Origin of the sequence: Marinoscillum sp. (assembly GCF_040222955.1) — a bacterium.
Lineage (GTDB): Bacteria > Bacteroidota > Bacteroidia > Cytophagales > Cyclobacteriaceae > Marinoscillum.
In genome coordinates, this window is record NZ_JAVKCA010000009.1 from 324,790 (window position 1) to 345,239 (window position 20,450).

Annotated in this window: 18 protein-coding genes and 1 riboswitch; of the genes, 5 read left to right on the plus strand and 13 right to left on the minus strand. The window is 46.5% G+C overall.

The window, feature by feature from the left end; translation table 11 throughout:
- Window positions 1-99 precede the first annotated feature (99 nt).
- The 3 genes from RIH33_RS08925 (at window position 100) to RIH33_RS08935 (ending at window position 1,637) form a co-directional block, all read left to right on the plus strand.
- A complete protein-coding gene (locus RIH33_RS08925; RefSeq protein ID WP_159582152.1) occupies window positions 100-507 on the plus strand; it encodes a hypothetical protein in 408 nt (135 codons plus the stop codon).
- 2 nt (window positions 508-509) lie between these two features.
- Window positions 510-836: a HesB/IscA family protein gene (locus tag RIH33_RS08930; protein WP_406650595.1), complete on the plus strand. Its 327-nt coding sequence runs from the start codon at window positions 510-512 to the stop codon at window positions 834-836.
- Between the two features lie 591 nt (window positions 837-1,427).
- Window positions 1,428-1,637 (plus strand): hypothetical protein, encoded by a 210-nt coding sequence (locus RIH33_RS08935; RefSeq protein WP_406650597.1) that lies wholly within the window; start codon window positions 1,428-1,430, stop codon window positions 1,635-1,637.
- Window positions 1,638-1,725: 88 nt separating this feature from the next.
- On the opposite strand, the gene RIH33_RS08940 is transcribed toward RIH33_RS08935, so the two are convergent.
- From RIH33_RS08940 to RIH33_RS08995, 12 genes are all read right to left on the minus strand, one after another.
- The gene (locus RIH33_RS08940; RefSeq protein ID WP_406650598.1) at window positions 1,726-2,391 is read right to left on the minus strand and encodes a phosphoadenylyl-sulfate reductase; all 666 of its coding nucleotides are present in this window, start codon (window positions 2,389-2,391) and stop codon (window positions 1,726-1,728) included.
- A 5-nt stretch (window positions 2,392-2,396) separates the two neighbouring features.
- Entirely contained in the window at window positions 2,397-2,999 is a 603-nt protein-coding gene (locus RIH33_RS08945; RefSeq protein ID WP_406650600.1) for a bifunctional precorrin-2 dehydrogenase/sirohydrochlorin ferrochelatase, read from the minus strand.
- A complete protein-coding gene (cobA, locus tag RIH33_RS08950) occupies window positions 2,996-3,763 on the minus strand; it encodes a uroporphyrinogen-III C-methyltransferase (RefSeq protein WP_406650602.1) in 768 nt (255 codons plus the stop codon). The genes RIH33_RS08945 and cobA overlap by 4 nt, the downstream gene beginning before the upstream one ends.
- Before the next feature lie 3 nt (window positions 3,764-3,766).
- Window positions 3,767-5,887 carry a nitrite reductase gene (locus RIH33_RS08955; RefSeq protein WP_406650604.1) on the minus strand — a complete coding sequence of 707 codons (2,121 nt, stop codon included), beginning with the start codon at window positions 5,885-5,887 and terminating at the stop codon, window positions 3,767-3,769.
- A gap of 344 nt (window positions 5,888-6,231) precedes the next feature.
- Window positions 6,232-6,340, minus strand: a riboswitch (SAM riboswitch).
- Window positions 6,341-6,513: 173 nt separating this feature from the next.
- Window positions 6,514-8,400 carry an amidophosphoribosyltransferase gene (locus RIH33_RS08960; protein ID WP_406650606.1) on the minus strand — a complete coding sequence of 629 codons (1,887 nt, stop codon included), beginning with the start codon at window positions 8,398-8,400 and terminating at the stop codon, window positions 6,514-6,516.
- 6 nt (window positions 8,401-8,406) lie between these two features.
- Window positions 8,407-9,843, minus strand: a complete 1,437-nt coding sequence (locus RIH33_RS08965; RefSeq protein WP_406650608.1) for an NADH-quinone oxidoreductase subunit N — start codon at window positions 9,841-9,843, stop codon at window positions 8,407-8,409.
- 3 nt (window positions 9,844-9,846) lie between these two features.
- On the minus strand, window positions 9,847-11,475 hold the full coding sequence (locus RIH33_RS08970; RefSeq protein WP_406650609.1) for a NuoM family protein: 1,629 nt from the start codon (window positions 11,473-11,475) through the stop codon (window positions 9,847-9,849).
- Window positions 11,476-11,488: 13 nt separating this feature from the next.
- Window positions 11,489-13,453 carry an NADH-quinone oxidoreductase subunit L gene (locus tag RIH33_RS08975; RefSeq protein ID WP_406650611.1) on the minus strand — a complete coding sequence of 655 codons (1,965 nt, stop codon included), beginning with the start codon at window positions 13,451-13,453 and terminating at the stop codon, window positions 11,489-11,491.
- Window positions 13,453-13,761 (minus strand): NADH-quinone oxidoreductase subunit NuoK, encoded by a 309-nt coding sequence (nuoK, locus tag RIH33_RS08980; RefSeq protein WP_406650612.1) that lies wholly within the window; start codon window positions 13,759-13,761, stop codon window positions 13,453-13,455. Before nuoK ends, RIH33_RS08975 begins: the two co-directional genes overlap by 1 nt.
- Window positions 13,758-14,261: an NADH-quinone oxidoreductase subunit J gene (locus tag RIH33_RS08985; RefSeq protein WP_406650614.1), complete on the minus strand. Its 504-nt coding sequence runs from the start codon at window positions 14,259-14,261 to the stop codon at window positions 13,758-13,760. Before RIH33_RS08985 ends, nuoK begins: the two co-directional genes overlap by 4 nt.
- The gene (locus tag RIH33_RS08990) at window positions 14,248-15,117 is read right to left on the minus strand and encodes a 4Fe-4S binding protein (protein ID WP_406650616.1); all 870 of its coding nucleotides are present in this window, start codon (window positions 15,115-15,117) and stop codon (window positions 14,248-14,250) included. The genes RIH33_RS08985 and RIH33_RS08990 overlap by 14 nt, the downstream gene beginning before the upstream one ends.
- Window positions 15,114-16,169, minus strand: coding sequence for an NADH-quinone oxidoreductase subunit H (locus tag RIH33_RS08995; protein ID WP_406650617.1), 1,056 nt, complete (start codon window positions 16,167-16,169; stop codon window positions 15,114-15,116). Before RIH33_RS08995 ends, RIH33_RS08990 begins: the two co-directional genes overlap by 4 nt.
- Before the next feature lie 280 nt (window positions 16,170-16,449).
- On the opposite strand from RIH33_RS08995, the gene RIH33_RS09000 reads away from it, so the two are divergent.
- Together RIH33_RS09000 and RIH33_RS09005 are read left to right on the plus strand one after the other, a co-directional pair.
- Window positions 16,450-16,932, plus strand: coding sequence for a hypothetical protein (locus tag RIH33_RS09000; protein WP_406650618.1), 483 nt, complete (start codon window positions 16,450-16,452; stop codon window positions 16,930-16,932).
- 83 nt (window positions 16,933-17,015) lie between these two features.
- Window positions 17,016-17,492, plus strand: coding sequence for a gluconokinase (locus tag RIH33_RS09005; RefSeq protein WP_406650619.1), 477 nt, complete (start codon window positions 17,016-17,018; stop codon window positions 17,490-17,492).
- Between the two features lies 1 nt (window position 17,493).
- On the opposite strand, the gene RIH33_RS09010 is transcribed toward RIH33_RS09005, so the two are convergent.
- Window positions 17,494-20,448, minus strand: a complete 2,955-nt coding sequence (locus RIH33_RS09010; RefSeq protein ID WP_406650620.1) for a T9SS type A sorting domain-containing protein — start codon at window positions 20,446-20,448, stop codon at window positions 17,494-17,496.
- Window positions 20,449-20,450 lie beyond the last annotated feature (2 nt).

Here is a 20,450-nt window from a genome sequence, read left to right on the forward strand (position 1 = left end):
ATGTGTCGATTATGTATTAATTTCGCAAAAATGAGGAAACTTTTCGTGTATTTGAAAGGTTCCTTGAGTTGTTGTATTTTTATGTAAAGTCAACATAATATGGAATTTAGGACAGACGTCCACGTAGAGGCTGCTCGCATTCAAAATGAAATCAAAAATTTTCTAGGTCTGAAAAGCAGTGACCTGGTGTTTGAATTTGCCAGCAGTGAAGGTAAGGTAAAACTGGATCTGATCACCATCAACCCAAGGCATAACCAGTCTTTTCTGTTCAAAACCATAACAGGTTTTGACAAGACAGATGCCTTGAATAAGATGTTGGATTATGTGAAAACACATAAGGAGAAAGAAAGCTCCTATACCATACAGTGGACCACAAAGGGGATGAACGAACTTCAGACCTCCTATTTCAGAGCAAAGAATATCTATGATGCCATGGACAAACTGTACTATGGCCGGGATATGAATAACATCACAGTGTTTAGTGTAGTACTCAACCCAATAGCTTGATTATGATTAATGTAACCGATAAAGCAAAAGAGAGGCTCGCAGAGCTGAGAATAGAAGAAGGACACTCTCCAGCACACAACGTGCGTGTGGCCGTAAAGGGTGGCGGATGCTCTGGTTTGATGTATGACTTACTTTTTGACAATACGCTTTCGGAAAGTGACGAAGTGTTTGAGGACAAGGGTGTAAAGGTCATTGTTGACAAAAAAAGCATGCTCTATTTATTGGGCACCACGCTTGACTTTTCTGATGGCCTGAACGGCAAAGGATTTCAATTCATCAACCCGAATGCGTCCCGCACCTGCGGGTGTGGCGAAAGCTTCGCAGTATAGGCCTACTGACGTAGGTAACCAAAAACCACCCTGATTTTATCAGAGTGGTTTTTTTGTGCCCTCTCCTTTGTTGATGACATGCCCACCGAGCAATGGGCCCAAACCACAGTGCATATCTTGCCAGCTACCGAATAACTACTATTCAGCAACCCCCCTTTCATAATTTCGCGGTGGAAAACACTTCAACCAACCGCATGAAAATTACCCTAACAGCAATGCTATTCCTTCCGCTTCTGGCCTGCCAAAACAAGCAAATTCATTCAAACCAGAAGGCATCAATACAAGAACACTCCAGTGAGTTCTCTTCTCCTGATATTGATCCGCTAGAAACTGATAGTGGGAACGAAAACAGACCAGGACGAAAAAAAATCTTCTCCGAAGGGTCTACTGATCTCTTTAAGTCCAGACTTCAGAAGTAGTTTCTCACATACGGCAGCACAAGGGTTGTTATTATAGCTATTCCGTTACGTAAAAAAATAATTTATCACCCGTTCGGAAAATACTCGATATAACAATTTTCAATAAAATTAGCAATATTTTAATATTCGCCGTAAATTGTGAGCACTAAACCAACAAATCAACCTTTTTATCATGAAAAACAAAATTTACCTAGTACTCATTTCTCTTGCTTTCTTCGCCTGTGGCGGAACCGGATCTTCTCAAGCTGAAAGTGCAGCAGCAGACAGTGTAGAAGTATCAGAACCTGTAGCTGTTGTGGAAGAAGTTGCAGAAGTAGCAGACTCTGTTGCAATGGAAGTATCTGATTCTGTAGAGGTAGTAACCGAAACAGTAGAGGAATAATCGTTTTTAGAACTTCTCAAGATGTAAAAAGCCCGGAAATTCCGGGCTTTTTTTGGTTTAGCAAACGCTATATAGAGGATTCAAACATTCATAAGTGTAGACCGCACTCGGTTTTTTCTTTACCTTCCCATCGCCCCGTTCTTCCCACTCCTTTTTTGGTACACTGCACACAGCCAATAGACCCAAATCCTTTATACAGGAGGGGATGTGCAGGTAGCTCATAAATGGTCCGATAGAGATTCAGGTCCTCCTGGCTCATGTCAATGATGGGATGAAACTTCAGCAAACCCTGTGATTCTTCAAAAATTTTCTTTCCGGCACGATTTTCATTTTGAAAACCCAGCAGACCCGACACCCAGATTTTCTTGCCCTTCTTCAATGCATTCAGTGGATCCACCTTATTGATGAAACAGCAAAAATCAGGATTGCCCTCCCAAACCTTATGGTTGCGGGTAAACTCATGGGAGCGTTCATTGGGCTGAACATCCAGCACATTCAAATCAAACTCATTGATAAGCTGATCGCGATACTGAAGTGTTTCTTTAAAAAGATATCCTGTATTGATCAGGTGAATCGGGTGGCGGGACGCCACTTTGTTGATCATATGAATGAGCGCGATAGAGGTACTTCCAAATGAGGTAGTCACGAGTATTTCTCCTGAATCAAACTCATCAAAAAGCATTTTCAGTCGATCCAGATAAGTGAGATTACCATAGCGGTCATTGAGCTCTAAAAGCCTCGAATCGGATTCCATATTTTCTATTTTCTTTTCTTTGTAAGCACTGAAGTGATTTCATTGAGGCGCTCTACCTTCTCATTAAAATCGCCTTTTAAATCATCCCGTATGGATTTCAGTTGATTCAGTAACTCTGGTGTACTGTCTGGTAGAATATCCTCCAAAACCTCTCTGAATCGCTTGGCGAAAGTGGGAGACTTTCCGTTTGTACTGATCCCTATCTTCAGGTCTCCTTTTTTCACGGTAGACCCCAGATAAAAGTCGCAAAGGTCAGGGGTGTCGGCAACATTTGTCAGCAACCTCAGCTTTTTGGCCTTTTTCTTCAATTTCTCATGAAGCGAATAATCATCAGTAGCGAGTATCAAAAGGTCAGCACCTTTCAGGTCGCCACCCCTTACTTTGCGATTTAATATTTCTATGTACTCCGATCCTTCAGCGAGCGTCTGCAACGCCGGAAGGACCTGGGGAGCAATGATTCTTATTTTAGCATTGGGATCATTCTTCAGCAGTGCTTCTACTTTTTCCAGGCCCACATTTCCGCCACCTACCACCACGGTCTGTATTTGATGGAGCTTTAGAAAAACCGGAAATAACACGTTTCCATCAGAATGACCTACTTCGCTCATGCTACCTCAGATTTTGCCGCCTCCCACCATGTATTCACCTGCTGCTGGTTGCTGGCATGGGCTGCCCCCTCACCGAAAACCAAAAGTGCCGGTGCCTCAGGTTTGGCCTTGGCTGCTATGGCCGCTATGTTTTTGGCCTTTCCTTTGATCACATCTCCATCAGCATGCGAGCCCTTGCTAATAATGGCTGCAGGTAAGTCCCCTCTCCCCAACTCCACATAAGCCCTGGCAATCAGGTCGATTTTACCCAACCCCATAAAAAACAAAGTAGTGGGTGAGTGCTCAGCTGCTCGGAGCACATCTTCGCTGAGTGTCCCCTCACTGGTGGTAGCAGTTACCACTGTGAAGCTTTGGTTGACACCCCGGCAGGTAAGGGGTATTCCAAAATAGCCCGGAAGCATCACACTACTGATCCCCAGCACCACATCCACCTCTATTCCGTGCCGCTCGGCAATCTCCTTCTCTTCGCTTCCTCGTGCAAAAACAAACGGATCTCCACCCTTAAGACGTACCACATGGCCCATCTCCTTGGCATATTGCACAATCAGATGATTGATCGTATCCTGCGAAACACTGGACTTGCCGGCTCTTTTGCCCACAGGTATGTGAACCGCATTTGGTGCATAGCTCAAAAGCTCAGGATCCACCAGTGCATCATACAAAACCACATCGGCTTTCTGCAGGGCCTTCACACCTTTCACAGTGATCAGTTCAGGATCTCCGGGGCCAGCGCCCACTAGCGTAAGTTTTGGTGTTTTCGTCATCGCTTAAGCTTTATAAAATTCATTTACTACCAACTTATCTTTTGCTTCTTTGCTTCGGAAATTACTCACCTGAGCAAAGAAATCGATAGCCTGACCCAGGTATGCCGTAGCAAAAGCTTCGTCAGGCTCATACTTATTAATCTGGAGTACAAGGTCAGAGAATGATTCTATTCCCTCAAACTCCCCAGTCTCCACGCAGTATTTCTGGAAATCTTCAATGATCCCAATGTGGGTATTACACTGTACATCCTTGCTGAGCAAAATAGCCTTGGCACCAATGACAAACGTATTGTAGCTATAGTAGATGGCATCAGCCCACTTACCCTCTGCCAGGGTGCTTTTACCACTTGCTAAACGGTCTCCGGCATCATTGAGAATAGTGCCAACCAGATCCATCATCACTCCTGCACACTCTCCCACGCCTATTTCCGGCACAAAATCATCCACCTTGCCCCAGTCCTGATAATCTTCATCACGAAGTGTTTTCACATCGGCAATGTGTTTCAGAATATCATAAAAATATCGCTTTCCCCTTCTCCTGAAGTAGGCGTTGAAATACTCCTCCTCTGTAGCGTTCTCCTCATAGTCATTGAGCAAAGTTCTTACCGTATCTGGAATTCGTTTGGTAGGTATTTTGATAACCTTCTCGGCAATATTGCCTTTTCCGTCCGGATCAAGTCCGCCACCAATAACCACCTGCATAGCCGGTGATACCTTGTCTCCATTTTTGATACTGCTGCCATGAAATCCAATATTGGCCACCATGTGCTGACCACAAGAGTTCATGCATCCGCTAATTTTTATTTTAATCAGACTTTCGTCCACCAAATGGGGAAACTCATCGCGTATCAAATCCTCCAATACCAGCGCCAATGCGGTACTATTGGTCACCCCCAGGTTACAGGTATCTGTACCGGGGCAGGCCGTCACATCGGCCAGGGTATCAAACCCTGGAGCGGCATAATCCAACTCCTGAAGCGCCTGATAAACAGCCGGAATATTCTCGAGGCGTACATATTTCAGCAGCAATCCCTGGTTCAGTGTGAATCGAATGTCCTCAGCCGCATAAGTTCTGGCGATATCGGCCAGCTTTCTAGCCTTTGGTGATTTGATGTCTCCAAGGGGAATTCTCACTTTCACAGCGTAGAATCCTTCCTGCTTCTGCTCAAAGACGTTGGTTAGAAACCACTCTTTATAAGCGGTGTCAGGCTCAAAATCACTCACGCCCAATATGGACTGGTCCTCCGGCACTTTGGTGATCACCTTTTTTGTATTGATTTTGTAGGTCTGATGCTTCAGAGACTTACGCTCCTCTTCTATCAGTTTCATAAATCCTTCAAGCCCAATCCCCTTATTGGGCTCTATCAGATACTTCAACCTGGCTTTGTGTCTGCGCTCCCGCTCACCGTACCGGTCAAATACCCGCAGACCTGCTTCTATAAAAGGAATCAGCTCATCCTGAGGAAGAAAATCATAGGCCAGCTGACCCATAAATGACTGAGCGCCAAGTCCACCGCCCACGATCACTTCAAATCCATAAGCGCCATTTTTGACTTTAGGGATAAATCCAAAATCATGGATATAAGTAAATGCCGCGTCTGACTTAGAGGAAGAAAAAGCAATTTTCACCTTTCTACCCATTTCCTGACAAATGGGATTTCTCAGGAAATACTCAAACACACCCTGAGCATAGGGTGACACGTCAAACGGCTCCTCAGGATCAATACCGGCGAAAGGAGAAGCCGTGACATTCCGAACAGTATTTCCACAAGCCTCCTTGGTGGTCACCCCGACAGACTCGAGTGCCTCCCACATTTCGGGAGTATCCTGCAACCGCACAAAATGCAGTTGGATGTTCTGCCTGGTTGTCAGGTGAAGATTGCCGTTGGTATATTTTTCTGAAAGATCAGCCACCGTCTCCAACTGATCCGGGGTGATTTTGCCAAACGGCAGCTTCAGTCGAAACATCTGCACTCCCTGCTGACGCTGCCCGTATACTCCTCTGGCCAGTCGAAAAGACTTGAAACGCTCCTCGGGAATTCTACCAAGATTAAAGTCCTGGATTTTATCCTTGAGCTCTTTGATGTCGGCTTTGGCCTCTTTGCTGATGTCTTTTGTGATCATGTTTTTGTTTTGTTCTATAAAAAAAGCCCCTGAGTGAAGTCTCCCGGGGCTTTTAGTGACACAATGAAAATATTTTTTTACTTAATTTCTAGTGCTTCCCGGGATGTCATGTACAAATGCAGCATACGCAACACATGCATGCGTGGCAACAACATGACACTAAAGAGAATAAGGGCTTACAATTGATATGAAAAGGCATTGCTATAAAGTTGTTGGATAAAAAAGGTACTGCGTTTCGGTAAGGGATAGGGATCACTTACAACAACAGCAACAACAACTCATCGAATGTCTCGTGAGGTCAATTGATTGAAAGAAGAAAGTTGTTTTTAATTTCATGGTTAATCAATTCATATTATCCTGACACTTGCCAGAAACAGGAATTAGCACCTTAAACATTGCTTTCAGGTTGCTAGCGCTTCACAGAGCCCGTCTCTCCACGCTTCTTTATAAATCAATTATACGCTAATTGATGAGGCAAAGGTGAGTCACAAAATTGAGACTTCAAAACTTCCGGATCAAAATAACGATAACTTGTATTGAAAAATTCAATTTTTCAAAATTTTACGCTTTCATTTTCGTTTTTCGCAAATGAACAACTGGCGTTTCAGCCATTCCGCGATTATTCATCAATACGCACGTACCTCAGAACCTTTCATGAAATTCATAAAAGCCTTGTTCACCACTCTGTTTCCTCCAGGCGTAGGGTAATCGCCGGTGAAATACCAATCACCAATATGGTTAGGACACGCTTTGTGAAGGTTTTCTACTGTCTGATAGACTACCTCCAGTTCAGCCTTCATGCCTTTAGGGCGAACGATATTGGTAATCATCGCCGAAACTTCATCATAAGTGAAAGGTGCGTACAATTCTTTCACATAGTTGGGCTGGTTTTTATCTCCGGTGCTGGCCAGGCATTTTTCGAAAACCTCATCCAACAGATACTCCTTGTCATGTTTCTTGAGCAGTGCTAGCACCGCCCTGAAGGCCACAAAATCCTTCATCCTGCTCATATCTATCCCGTAGCAGTCAGGAAACCGTATTTGAGGAGCCGAGGAGACGATCACCACTTTCTTGGGCTCCAGTCTGTCCAGCAGGGTCAGTATACTTTTCTCTAATGTGGTTCCTCTCACGATGGAATCATCGATCACCACCAATGTGTCTTTTCGCTTATTGATCACCTCATAGGTAGTATCATACACATGGGCCACCAGGTCATCCCTATGAGCATCATCCGTAATGAAGGTCCGAAGTTTAGCATCCTTCAGCACGAGCTTTTCTACCCGTGGGCGAAAGGAGAGCAACTCCTCCAGTGAATCGGCACTGGGTTTCTGATCCAGAATAATGTCTTTGCGCTGGGCGATGAGGTAATTATCAATCCCTCTCAGCAGGCCTAAAAATGAAGTCTCTGCCGTATTGGGAATGTAGGAGAAAACGGCATTTTTCAGGTCAAAATTGACGGATTTCAGCACACTGGGGATCAGCAACTCCCCCAATTTCCTGCGTTCATTGTAGATGTCCGGATCGGTCCCTCTGGAAAAGTAAATCCGCTCAAACGAACAGGACTTCTTCACCCGTGGCTCGATGAACTTCACCTCTCTGTAGCTGCCATCTTTCTCTATGATCAGTGCATGTCCCGGTGGGATTTCCTTGATCTCAGTGTAATTACATTCAAAGGTGGTTTTAATGGCTGGCTTCTCAGAAGCCACCACCACCACGTCATCATCGGCGTAGTAATAGGCCGGCCGTATGCCGTTGGGGTCACGTGCCACAAAGGCGGCACCATATCCCAGCATACCAGTCATGGTATACCCCCCATCAAAGTCGCGGCAGGACTTTTCAAGAATCCGTTGCAAGTCGAGTTCCTGCTCAATGATGTCGGTGATTTCAATATTGCTTTTGGTTCCTCTGTATTTATTGAAAACTGCCTGGTTGGCTTCATCCAGAAAGTGGCCAATCTTCTCCATTACCGTGACGGTATCCACCATCTCCTTGGGATGCTGCCCCAGTGAGACCAGCTTATCAAAAAGCTCATCCACGTTGGTCATATTGAAGTTGCCGGCCATCACCAGGTTTCGGCTTCTCCAGTTATTTTGTCTTAAAAACGGATGGCAGCTTTCGATGCCATTTTTACCATGGGTACCATACCTCAAGTGCCCCAACCAAACCTCACCAGTGAAGGCATAGTTGTCCTTCATCCACTGAGCGTCGTAAAAACGGTCGCCTCCTTCTTTCTTTGCTTTATTGTATTTTCTGCTGATTTTGCCGAATATGTCCTCGATCGGCTGCTGATTGGTGGTGCGGTATCTGCTGATGTATCTGGTGCCGGGCGGCATATCCAGTTTGATGTTGGCTACTCCCACACCATCTTGCCCCCGATTGTGTTGCTTTTGCATGAGCAGGTACATCTTTTTTGCTGCGAACGCCGGAGATCCGTATTTATCAATGTAATACTGGAGGGGCTTTCTGAGGCGAAGTACAGCTACTCCACATTCGTGTTTGATAGGGTCGCTCATGGTTAGTTACCAATCAAGGAATTTAATAATTTCTGCAATGTTATTCAATATTTCCGGCCTAAAGAAAAACCACAACAAACCGAAGGTGAAAATAGTTGCAATTATCCGCTGACTGACAGAGATTCTGACCTGAAGCTCAGAATTTTCCTGCTTAAGAAAATAGAAATAAGGAATCTTCAGGTAGAAAAACAAGGAGAAAATCACACTTAAAATAGCTACAATCAAATAAGTAAGCATCAAGGGGTCACCCACCTGCTGATACCAGTCCCACATGACCGTAAACAGGTAAAATTTAGCAGTGAAACCTGCGGTGGGAGGAAGACCAATCAAAGCGATCATCACTATCACTATGAGGCCACCCATATAAGCCTCGGCTTTAGAAAGTCCTGAGAAATGACTGATTTCTGTTTTGCCATGAAATTCGAAAACTGAAACCAGATAGAATACCGCCACATTCATCAGGGCGTACACCACCGCGTACCAGGCAAAGGCCACCGCGCCATTTTCAAAAGGAATGAGCAAAGTAACCAAAAGGAACCCTGAATGCGCAATGGCTCCATAGGCAATCAAACGCTTCACATTGGTCTGACCCAAGGCGCCCAGTGTACCCAGGACTATCGTGGAAATACCGATCACAGAAATGGTGACATACAGCCAGTAAAGTTCCTGAATCTCCACCGTCATGAAGATCCGATGAAGCAGCACAAAGCCGCCCAGCTTTGGCACTACAGAAAGCACCATTACCGCATCTGTTGGTGCCTCCTGATAGGCTGACGGTACCCAAATGTGAAATGGCACAGCACTCACTTTGAAGAGTATACCGCCAATGAAAAGTAAAATTCCTACATTGAGTAGTACAGGGTCTCCTGTCAAATGAAGGTCCATTTCGGAAAGTGAGAGTGTTCCCGTATAGCCATAAACAAGCGACATCCCGTAGAGGGCCAGGGCGGAAGAGACCCCTCCAAAAATGAGGTATTTCATTCCGGCCTCAAAAGCTCTTTTCCTGAAGTTGAAATTAGTGAGCATGTAGGCTGAAAACGATGTAAGCTCTACAGCCAGATAAATCACAAGGAGATGATTTACGGAGAGCATCAGGGTACTTCCTAATACCAGGGAGAGCATCAGGAAATAATACTCAGACCTGTGTGTTCCAGTGGTAGGAAAAAACACAACCCAAAGAGAGGTGATGCCAAACAAGAGTTTCATGATTTGTCCCATTGAATCAGTTGCGAGGGTATCACCGAACAAAAAACCAGAAACAGCATCTACCCGAACCAACCACATGGCTCCCAAAAGCACCATCACGTAGATAACCTGGCTCACCAAACCTTGCTTCCATATGAGGCCAGCCACCAACAGGATAAGGGCTCCCACAGCCAGCGAAATCTCAAAACTCAGGCCTCCGAGACTGTCTAAAATATTGTTGAGCTGATTAGTGAGCATAAACTATCTATTTAGAAAATAGTGCCCTTGATCCAGCACACGCGCTACAAAAAACTGAATGGAGTTGTCGATGGGGTCAAGAATGAGTGACGGAAACACCCCAAACAGTACGACCAGCACCGCCAATGGGGCCAGCATCAACCACTCCCGTATGGTGAGGTCCCGCATCAGCGACTCCCATTCACGCTCTCTGGTCCAGAATTTACCAAAAAACATTCGCTGAAGCGTCCACAGATAGTATCCCGCAGAAATAATGATTCCCAGCACTGCCACCATACCTATCCACCTCGGAAATATGCCTGTGAGTGATTCTGTGCCAATGGCGCCCATAAGCACCAAAACCTCCCCTACAAATCCGGAGAGACCGGGCAATCCCAGGGAAGCAAAAAAGAACAAGACTACAAAAAAGGTATACTGAGGCATTTTACCTGCCAGACCACTCAGGTTTTCTATTTGCCTGTCGTGGGTACGGTCATAAATCACCCCCACAATCAGGAACAGGGCACCGGAAATAAAGCCATGGGACACCATCTGAAACAATGAGCCAGAAACCCCTTCGCTGGTGATGGCAGCCAGACCAAGCAGAACAAATCCCATGTGAGACACGGATGAATAGGCAATCAATTTCTTAATATCATTTTGCGCCATCGCCACCAGGCCTCCATAAATAATAGAAATGAGGCCTACCATAGCCACCGGGTAAGCCATAGAAATGGCTGCATCAGGAAATATCGCATAGCAAATCCGGAAAAGCCCATACCCGCCTACCTTTAACAGTACTCCTGCCAACAGCACTGAAATGGCTGTTGGAGCCTCTACGTGAGCATCGGGTAACCACGTATGAAAAGGCACCGCGGGTAGTTTGATCATAAACCCAACCAGCAACAGGATAAAAGCTACAGACCGCAGGGGCATTCCCCAAAGCATATATCCACTTTCCGGTGAGAGCAGTGTATTGCTCAGGTAGATACCATCCATCATCTGAATCAGACTAAAAGTATTCGTCTGTGCTCCGGCTCCATCTATAGTCCCCACAGACAGGTACAGACCGATCATTACAATGAGAATAAACAAGGAACCCAGAAGGGTGTATAAGAAAAACTTGATGGACGCATAGGACCTCCTTGGTCCGCCCCAGATTCCGATAAGGAAAAACATGGGCAGCAGCATGAATTCAAAAAAGACATAAAAAAGGAAAAAATCCAGAGAAGCGAAACATCCGATCAGACTCCCACTCAAAATCAGGTAGAGCATAAAATACCCCTTCACTTTGGTAGTCAGCTTCCAGGAGGAAACCACACCGATCACGAGCAAAATAGTACTCATAACGATCAGGGGCATACTGATACCATCCACGCCCACGGAATAATCCACCTGAAGTGATCCATAATTGCCCAACTGAAGGGAAAACCAAGGTGCGATCTCCACATACTGAAAGGCCTCTGACCAAGCCTTTGGCTGAAGGGAGCCATCAAATCCAAAAAACAGGAGCAGGCCCAAAACAAACTGGAGCAATGTGGCACCCAGTGCAATCAGCCGAATGGCCTGACGGGAGGAAGCCGGCATGACGCCCACCACAAACGCCGCTACCAACGGCAAAAAAATCATCCAACTAAGCAGGTAGTTCATCATATTTTCCACTTAACTAAAATTGAGACCACAGCACAAGCACCAACAGCAGGAGCACCATCCAGATAAGCTGATTCTGAACTTTGCCCGATTGTATTTTGGTAAACACACCCCCCACACCTCTGAATAGCCAGGCCACGAAATTAACCAGTCCATCCACAACTTCACGATCTATCACCGCCAAAGCTTTGCTGAAAACCACGGTGGACACTCCGGCTGCATTGACTAACCAGTCAATCACCTTTCGATCAAAAATACGGGCTGCTTTTGCCACCTTTATATAATTTCCAGACAAACCGTCGTAAATACTTTCCAAATACCATCCCTCAAAGGTCAAGCGTCGGTACCACTTGGCTGGCACCATAGCCATCTGATAGCCCAAGCTGCGCATGGATCCGGGTCTGTAAAAAATATAGCTAATGGCCAGTCCGCCAACCGCCAGCGCTATTGATAACATCATGGTCCAAACCTGAATGCTTCCGTGTCCAGGACCGGCAGAGTCCCCAAACAAAAAAGAACTCAGCCACCAGCCACCTGCATCCAATGGATTGAGTGCATTGACCAGCCATAGTGCCCCTACTGACAAGACCATCAAAGGAACCTTCACAAGTCCCAGTGGCTCCATATGTGGGAGTTTTTCAAGTGCGGTACGAGGGGTTCCATGAAAAACCAAAAGGATTTGACGCCCAATATAGATGGGAGTAAGCAGCGCGGTAACGAAGGCCAGATCAGATACCAGATAGGCCCACCAGTATCCGTTGGCTGAATGATCTATGGCCCAGAGCCAGACACCTGACAGGATACCTTCTTTCGAAAGAAAGCCCGAAAACAGGGGTAGGCCGGAGAGGGCCAGTCCGCAAATGATAAAAGCAACGTGAGTAAAAGGCAATACTTTTTTCAACCCGCCCATCGTTCGCATGTCCTGGGCATCAAAAGTGGAATCTGTATGCTTTAGGGTGTGGAGATAATGAATCACAGCGCCTGCCGCCAGAAACAACCCTGCCTTGAAAAAGGCATGGGTCCAAAGGTGAAAAAGCGACGCCTGATAAGCACCTGCCCCAATGCCCATCACCATGTAGCCAAGCTGTGAGATGGTGGAGTAAGCCAATACCTTCTTAATGTCGTGCTGGGTGAGTGCGGAAACCGCCGCCATAAATGCGGTGACGGCACCAATTGCGGCAGTGGTATTCAGTACCGGTGGGGACAAAAACGGCGCCACGCGGATCAACAGGTAAACACCGGCTGCCACCATAGTGGCAGCATGGATTAGCGCCGATACAGGCGTTGGGCCGGCCATGGCTTTCGGCAACCACCCAGAAAACGGAAACTGAGCTGATTTGCCGAGCGCTCCGATCATGAGGCCAAACCCAGCCAGATGTACCAGCAGGGATGATTCCCCTCCGACCAAAGAAGATAAAAATGGCTGATTGAGCTCAGTTACCATCAAAATTACCCCTATCAGCAGACCCGCATCAGCCACCCTGTTGACCATGAAAGCTTTTCTGGCAGCTACGGCTTTCTCCACGTCCTCATACCAAAACCCAATCAGCAGGTAAGACGAAAAACCAACCAGCTCCCAAAAGATAAAAACGAGAAGAAAATGATCCGCAGCGAGCAGTCCGATCATCGAAGCAGTGAAAAAGCCCAGCTTGCCAAAATACCGGTGAATGGCACGGTCATGGCTCAGGTAATGGGCGGAGAAAAGATGCACCAGCAGAGAAACCAGATAAACCAACCCAATCAATACTGCACTTATTCTGTCTATGCACCATCCAAATTCATACCCGGGAAGCCACTCCCACCGAACCACAAGGCTGGCATCATGACTCTGATAAATCAAAAAACCAGCGATCACGGCTCCAGGCAACATGCCCATCAGCGACAGCCTGCTTGCATTTTTGGATCCTGACAAATAAGTGATCACTCCACCCAGCAGTGGAAACATAAGGACAAGTGTTATATAAATGGCTGGGGTTGTCATTAGTGCTTCAGCGTATTTAGGTCATCCAAATCAGACGTGTCATAGGTCTTGTAAATATTGAGCAGGATGGCCAATGCAATGGCTGCCTCAGCCGCAGCGATCACCACCGAGAAGATGGCAAAAACCTGCCCGTTCAGTTCCGGATCAAACTTTGAGAAAGCAACGAGATTCAGATTGGCAGCATTCAGCATCAGCTCTATTCCTATCAACACGAAAACGGCATTCTTTTTAATCAATACAATGAGTAAGCCACTGCACAGCAAGAAAGCCGATAGAATCAAATAATAAGTTAGAGGAATCTGAGTCATGCGTTTCCCGATTTTTTGGCCAAAAATGCCGCCCCTACCAAAGCTACCAACAGCAAAAATGCGATCACCTCAAAAGCGATTAAATGATCCGTGAGAAAGAGAATTCCAATTTTCCTTACCTGGTCCTGTCCTGAAACTTCCACATTCGGCCATTTCAGCCCTGCGGCTAGTATCCATTTGACCAACAACAAAAAGAAAACCGTGGAAACCGCCCCGCCCAGCACCACACCTCGGTGTTGGGTGAAAACGCCGGCCTCACTTACCCGCTTGGTAAGCATGATTCCAAAAATCAGCAATACAATAACCCCACCCGCATAGATCATGATCTGAACCACAGCCATCAGTTCCGCATGGAGCAGCACATAAACAGCTGCCAACCCCAAAAGTGAAATCACAAAAGCGAATGCCGCCCTGATGATGTTGTTAGTAAACAGGAGATACAGGACGGGCAACACAATCATCAGCCCAAAAAAAACCGTCAACACTTCACTTATCCCCATCGCTATCTTTTGGTTTCTTAGGAATCATCGGCCTGGGCTTAAACTTTGGCTTGTCATCCGACTTGCCACCTTCACCACCGGTAGCTTTAGGTTTCAATATCGGCTTCATGACAGGTTTTTTCATAACCGGACGAGGCATTTCGGCCTCATCAGACCTGGTGGACTGTCCAGCGTCAGGGGTGGGCTTAGGCTTCATGACCGGCTTTGCTCCCGCCACTTTAGGCGCCATGGGTTTAGGACGCATCACAGCCTTCGCTTTTACCGCCCCACTTTCAGGTTGCGCTGTGGCTGAGGCCTTAGCAGCCGCCTTTTTCTCCTCAAATTCCGCGAGCTCCTTTCGCTTCTGAGCGATCTCAGTCAGGCTCATCTCAGCAAAAGAGTAAACATGATCATTCACATCAAACTCACTGAAATCATACACCTTAGTCATGGTGAGACACTCCGTAGGACATACGGTGGTACATAAGCCACAAAAGCAGCATTTGGACATGTCTATGTCAAACTTTGCGGCGTGTATCCGCTTGGGTGTACCGTCTGAGGTCATCCCAAAAGTCTCAGGAGCCAATATGGGCTCGATCTCAATACAATCTACCGGACATACCTTCGCACACTTATCACATACGATACAGTCATCGATCTCATTGTGCAGCCGATAGCGGGCATTGTCGGGCACAGGCAATGACTCGTAGGGATACTCCAGTGTCACGATCCCTTTGTCCGCATCAAAATACTTTTCATCGGACACCCCAATAGGTGTTCTTGATTTTCTGGCATCCGCCAAATAGCCAAAAGTGAGTTTTAATCCCTCACTCATGGTGCTAAATGCCTCTTTTATATTTTTAAAGTATCCACTCATAACATCCACAGTTTCCAAATACCAACCACAAACAACAGCAGAATGGCTGCAGGAGTTAAATATTTCCACGATAACGACATCAGCTGATCCACCCTTAGCCTGGGATAAGTCCAGCGAACCATTATTTGTAGAAAAATGAAGAAAGTCCCTTTGCTCACCAACCAAAATGCACCCCATACAGGGCCAGTGGTCCAGTCGGCCAGCTTAAGGACACCCACATTAGGCAAAGGTGTGTTCCAGCCACCAAAAAAAAGAATAGCGGCCAGGAAAGATACCAATAGCATCATGGCATACTCTGACAGCATAAATATCCCCCAGCGAAAGCCACTATACTCAGTATGATAACCACCGATGAGCTCAGACTCTGCCTCGGGCAGGTCAAAAGGAACCCTATTGGACTCAGCCAGGCCCGATATGAAAAAAATCAAAAACACCACCCACATGAAGGGCATGGTGAATACATTCCAACTAAGAAAGCCACCAATACCGGTCACCTCCAAAGATGCTATGCCCAAGAAATAACGTGGAGCCTCACCCAGAATGCCTTGCTGCTGGGTGATCACCTGCAGGTCCATGGTCTGTGCGTACATCACCACGGCCAGCACCGAAAGTCCCAGTGGGATCTCATAAGAAACAATCTGCGCTGCGGAGCGCATGGCGCCATACAGGGAATACTTGTTATTAGAGCCCCAGCCAGCCATCAGAATCCCGAGGACGTCTATTGAGACAATGGCCAGCAAATAAAACACCCCTACCGAAAAAGCTGGGGTAAACGCCTCTGTAGTCAGGGGCAGCGCAGCAAACCCTCCGAAAATGGAACCAAATATCAGGATGGGTGCTAAGAGGAATAATGCCTTGTCAGCTGCCTTTGGTCGAATATCCTCCTTTTGCAGCATTTTTAACAGATCCGCCACCGTCTGAAACAGGCCCTTCGGCCCGACTTCCATAGGTCCAAGACGATTTTGTACGAACGCCGCAATCTTACGCTCACCGTATACACCCACCACGACAAACCCCAATAAAAACGGCAAAAAGAATATAAAAGTGATCATTAGACTTCAAACATCGGTCTTTCTAAAAATGTTAACGGCTAAGTTAAACGAAGACATTGACAAGCAGAAAAGTTTGCCTATTTCTCATCAAAGGACACGTCTTATTGGAAAATCGTCAATATGAAATGTGGATGTTCCGGTATCTTTGAGAGAATTGAAAAATAAAATAAAATTATGCAAAAACATACTTTTAAAATATAATCTTTGGATTTTAATGGTTAATTTTGCTTAGTTGTTATATAAAAACTGGGATTTTACAGAACCATTAAGCAGCGAAATTATGAAGAGGATATTAATGTTTTTTTTGGCCATCACCGCAGGTACTGCAGTATTGGCCCAGTCAGGAGATGAAGAGATGTTTCACTTCAGAGCCATGGAAGACAAACTGGATGACTCGGCCATTGATTTGGCATTCATCAGAGGGCATTTTATGGGTGAGGATGTAGCCAAGAAACTTTACCTCCTTCGTGAACGATACACCTGGGTAGAAGAAGAATCTTCAACCAACCCTACACCAAAGACCTACATAGATAAACCTGCTATCTACAACTCTGTGAAGAAGCTGGAGCGATACTACAAAAAAGGCATCAAGAAAGGATACATCAAAGAGGAGATGGCCATTGCAGAGTTTCAGCAAATCCTGGACATTGCCATCTTTATCAGAAACCAGCAGACCGCTGAGTTTGAGGACCTGCTGGATCAACTCAAGGAAGAAGAGCAGATAGTGGGAATGTACACAAAAAAGGTCCTTTTAAGTTATTAAACTAAAGATTCCTCCAATTTAGTCATGAAAGCCGGCGATTTCGCTGGCTTTTTTATTGTCCTTTTCGGTAACTTCCATAATAAATGGCACATCCAATTATTATCATGGGAGTATCCGGCAGTGGCAAGACGACCATCGGCAACATGGTTGCTGATCGGCTGGGCAAGACCTTTCTGGATGCAGATGATTTTCATCCGGAGGAGAACAAGGCCAAGATGGCTGATGGCATACCCCTCAACGACGATGACAGGCTCCCATGGCTTCAAACCTTAAAAGAACAACTCATATCCACTCCTGGTGTGGTACTGGCCTGCTCGGCACTCAAGGCCAGCTACCGTTTCATACTGGACCCCAACCAGGCCTACTTCTGGATTTACCTGGATGGCAGCAAGGAATTGATCTTTGAAAGACTCAAAAAAAGGACCGGTCATTACATGAAAGAAAATCTGCTAGACAGTCAATTTGAAACGCTTGAGGTCCCTGCTGGCGCCCTGAAGATCAGCATTGACCAGAGCCCGGATGAAATCCTGTCGGCCATCCTCAAAGCCGTGAAGAGGTAGCCTACTTTTTGATAATCCTGCGTGTGACGTGAAAGGATTCTCCCTGTATTTCCAAAAGGTAAATCCCGGCTGGCCATTCATTTTCGATTTCCATTTTCACGCTTTTCAGAATAAGCTGACCACTCATATCATAAACGGTAACGGAGGTAAACCGATCCCTCAAATCATTGGGAATTTTGATGCTCAAATGATTCCCGACGGGATTCGGAACAATCATAATCTCAGACCACTTACTCAATCCCAAAACTACAAACGGATCTGATCTCACCGAACAGCCTCCATCACCCACTGTAAGGGCCACCTCATAAGTACCCGCTCCATATAAGACAGAGGTGCTGACTTCCCCTACCATTAGCTCACCATCGTGATACCAGCTAATGTCCGCATCTGTATCCGAGATCTGCAAGTGCCCATCCACTAAATTGATCACAGGTTTTTCCGGGAGCCCATATTGATATTCAACCGTGATTTTCTGTAAGTATTCACAACCGTTTCCGTCTACTACGGTCACCTCATAGCTGCCTGCCTCGTCCCTATCCAACACTGCTCCTGACAGGGGTACATCACCGACCCAAAATGAGTATGGGCCCAACCCTCCTACTCCGGTCATGGTCAACTGTCCCTCTGGCTCTTTTGTGCACAAAAATCCCTCTACCTCATAGGTGAAGTACAGCGAATCGGGCTGTGCAATCGTAAATGAGTGCTGCAATTCGCATTCATTTTCGTCTTTGACTGTCAGCAGGTGATCTCCCGCCACCATGGCATAGGAGGAGTTGGAAGAAAATCCCCCTTCATCTACCTGATAGCTGAGCGCGCCACTCCCTCCTGTGGCCTCCACGTCTACTGTCCCTTCACCTCCAAAGCATTTAGGATCAATGATCAACACTTCCACAGCCAGGGGCTCGGGAGAGGTAATTTCAAAATCCTCCATAAGGAAGCATCCATTGTCTGTGCCCTCCAGAGAGACGGTATGTGTCCCGGCGGTTAAGTCCGAAACATTATTACCCGATAATAACTGACCATCCACACTAAACTGATAGGTGCCTCCTCCTGAAACGGTAAAAGTGGCTGACCCATCAGCAGCATCATAACAGGAGGTAGGCTGTACACTTTTATTAAACAATCTACTCTCAATGGACAGGGACTCACTGTAAGTTCTCTCCAATTCGTCTTTGACTGTGACGCTATACACACCTGCTGCCAGGTCCGCAAACGTGCCCTCAGCCACGAACGTCTCACCATCCAGGCTAAAAGTGTAATTCTGCGTGCCACTCGTTTGGACAGTAATAACGCCATCACTGGTATTAGGACAGGTGTATGGAGTGGCTTCCATTTTCACGTAGGCCTCAAGACGAATATTGTCGATGTAAAGGTTATTTCCATACCCATTGGTAGTTCTAAATGCCACCTCTGTTCCTGCCAGGTCTTCCGGCACAGTAAACTCCAGTGACACAGACCTCCATTGTGCCAAAGTGGGTGAAAAAGGCCCGGTTTGCGGTGGTTTAGTGGCCAAAGCCGCTCCTGATTTATCCCAAAGGCTCACCCAATCTGCCTCGCAGCTCCCGCGATACAAAACAGCCAGCTGATCAAAATAGGTATTGTCGTAATAGGTGTATGCATAATCGAAGGTAAGCCTGTAGTCTCTGGAGAAAGAATTATCCGCCAATGGTAAAACCAGGTAATCCTGCGCCCCTACTGCACCATATTCATAGAAATTTACAAAAACGCTCTTCTGCCCCTCTGAAGCAGCCCCCGAAACCTGCTCAAAGGTCTTCTGCTCGTCTTCGTTGATCACTTCCAAACCAATTCCCGTGCCCTCAAAACCGGCCTCCTTAGAAATCAGTGTGGTCTGAGGAACATCTGCCACCAGTACCTGATCCACCATCAGGAGCGTATCCTTATTTCCTCCCGCTCCTGACACGATGAGCTGCACATCAAAAGTCCCACCGGTCTCGTAAAGCACTTCCGGGTTTTGCTCCGTAGAAGTCTCCGGCATTCCCCCTTCAAAATACCAGCTCCAGCTGGTGGCATTGAGTGATATGTCGTAGAAACTGACGGATGTCCCGGCGCAAGCCTCCTGAAGGTTTTGGGTGAAATCTGCAGAAACAATTTTCTTATATAAGTAAGACCGATAAGCATCATAGGCCTGATCTATCCGGGAATACTGCCCATCAGTCAGGACATCCCGGCAAAACTTGAGGGAGTAAGACATAATATTTCTGGGATCCGGCGTGAATGGGTCGTTATTGGCGTCTACACTTGTGCCGGTATAGGTACAACTCGCATTCACATTGGATCCGCCCAGCTGAGGATCGGCCGGCGTATCGCATAGTTCATCCCCTGCGGTCTCACAGTTGACACGTGCCACCAGCTCATCCGTAAGTTCGCTATTGGAATTACCATGGGTATGATACAGGGTGAAATAATGACCTATCTCATGGGGAAGGGTGCTTCCATTCACCGCACAACTATTGTCCATCAGGACACGATCAGGTCCGCCTGGGAAATAGGCATACCCGCAATAGCTGCCACCCTGACTGTCTCCTACGGAGTTCGCAAAATAGACGTTAATGGTTTTGGCCACATCGTATTTCGTACCCATAGCCACCTCGTCATCGGTATTAAAGTCAAAATACTGGGAGTCGTGTATTTCATTGGTCCCGGCTAAAAAAAACACGAGGTTAGCATGACTATAGTAGGCATTGAGCACCTCCATGGCATCACTGAGTTCCTGCTCAGTCATTCCTCCGGTACCATCCGTACGTCTGATCAGGTGGGCAGTGATTGCTACGTTTCTTATGGGCAAACCAGCCATCCGCCTGCCCGATCTCACATCCGGATGAAAATCCCTCAGAAGCTCCAGCTGTCGCTGAGTGATGGACGTAGCACATGGCTGTAGCTGTGCATGAAGCTGGGAAGCTGTAATCAACGTAAAAAGGAAAAGAATTTTTCTCATAT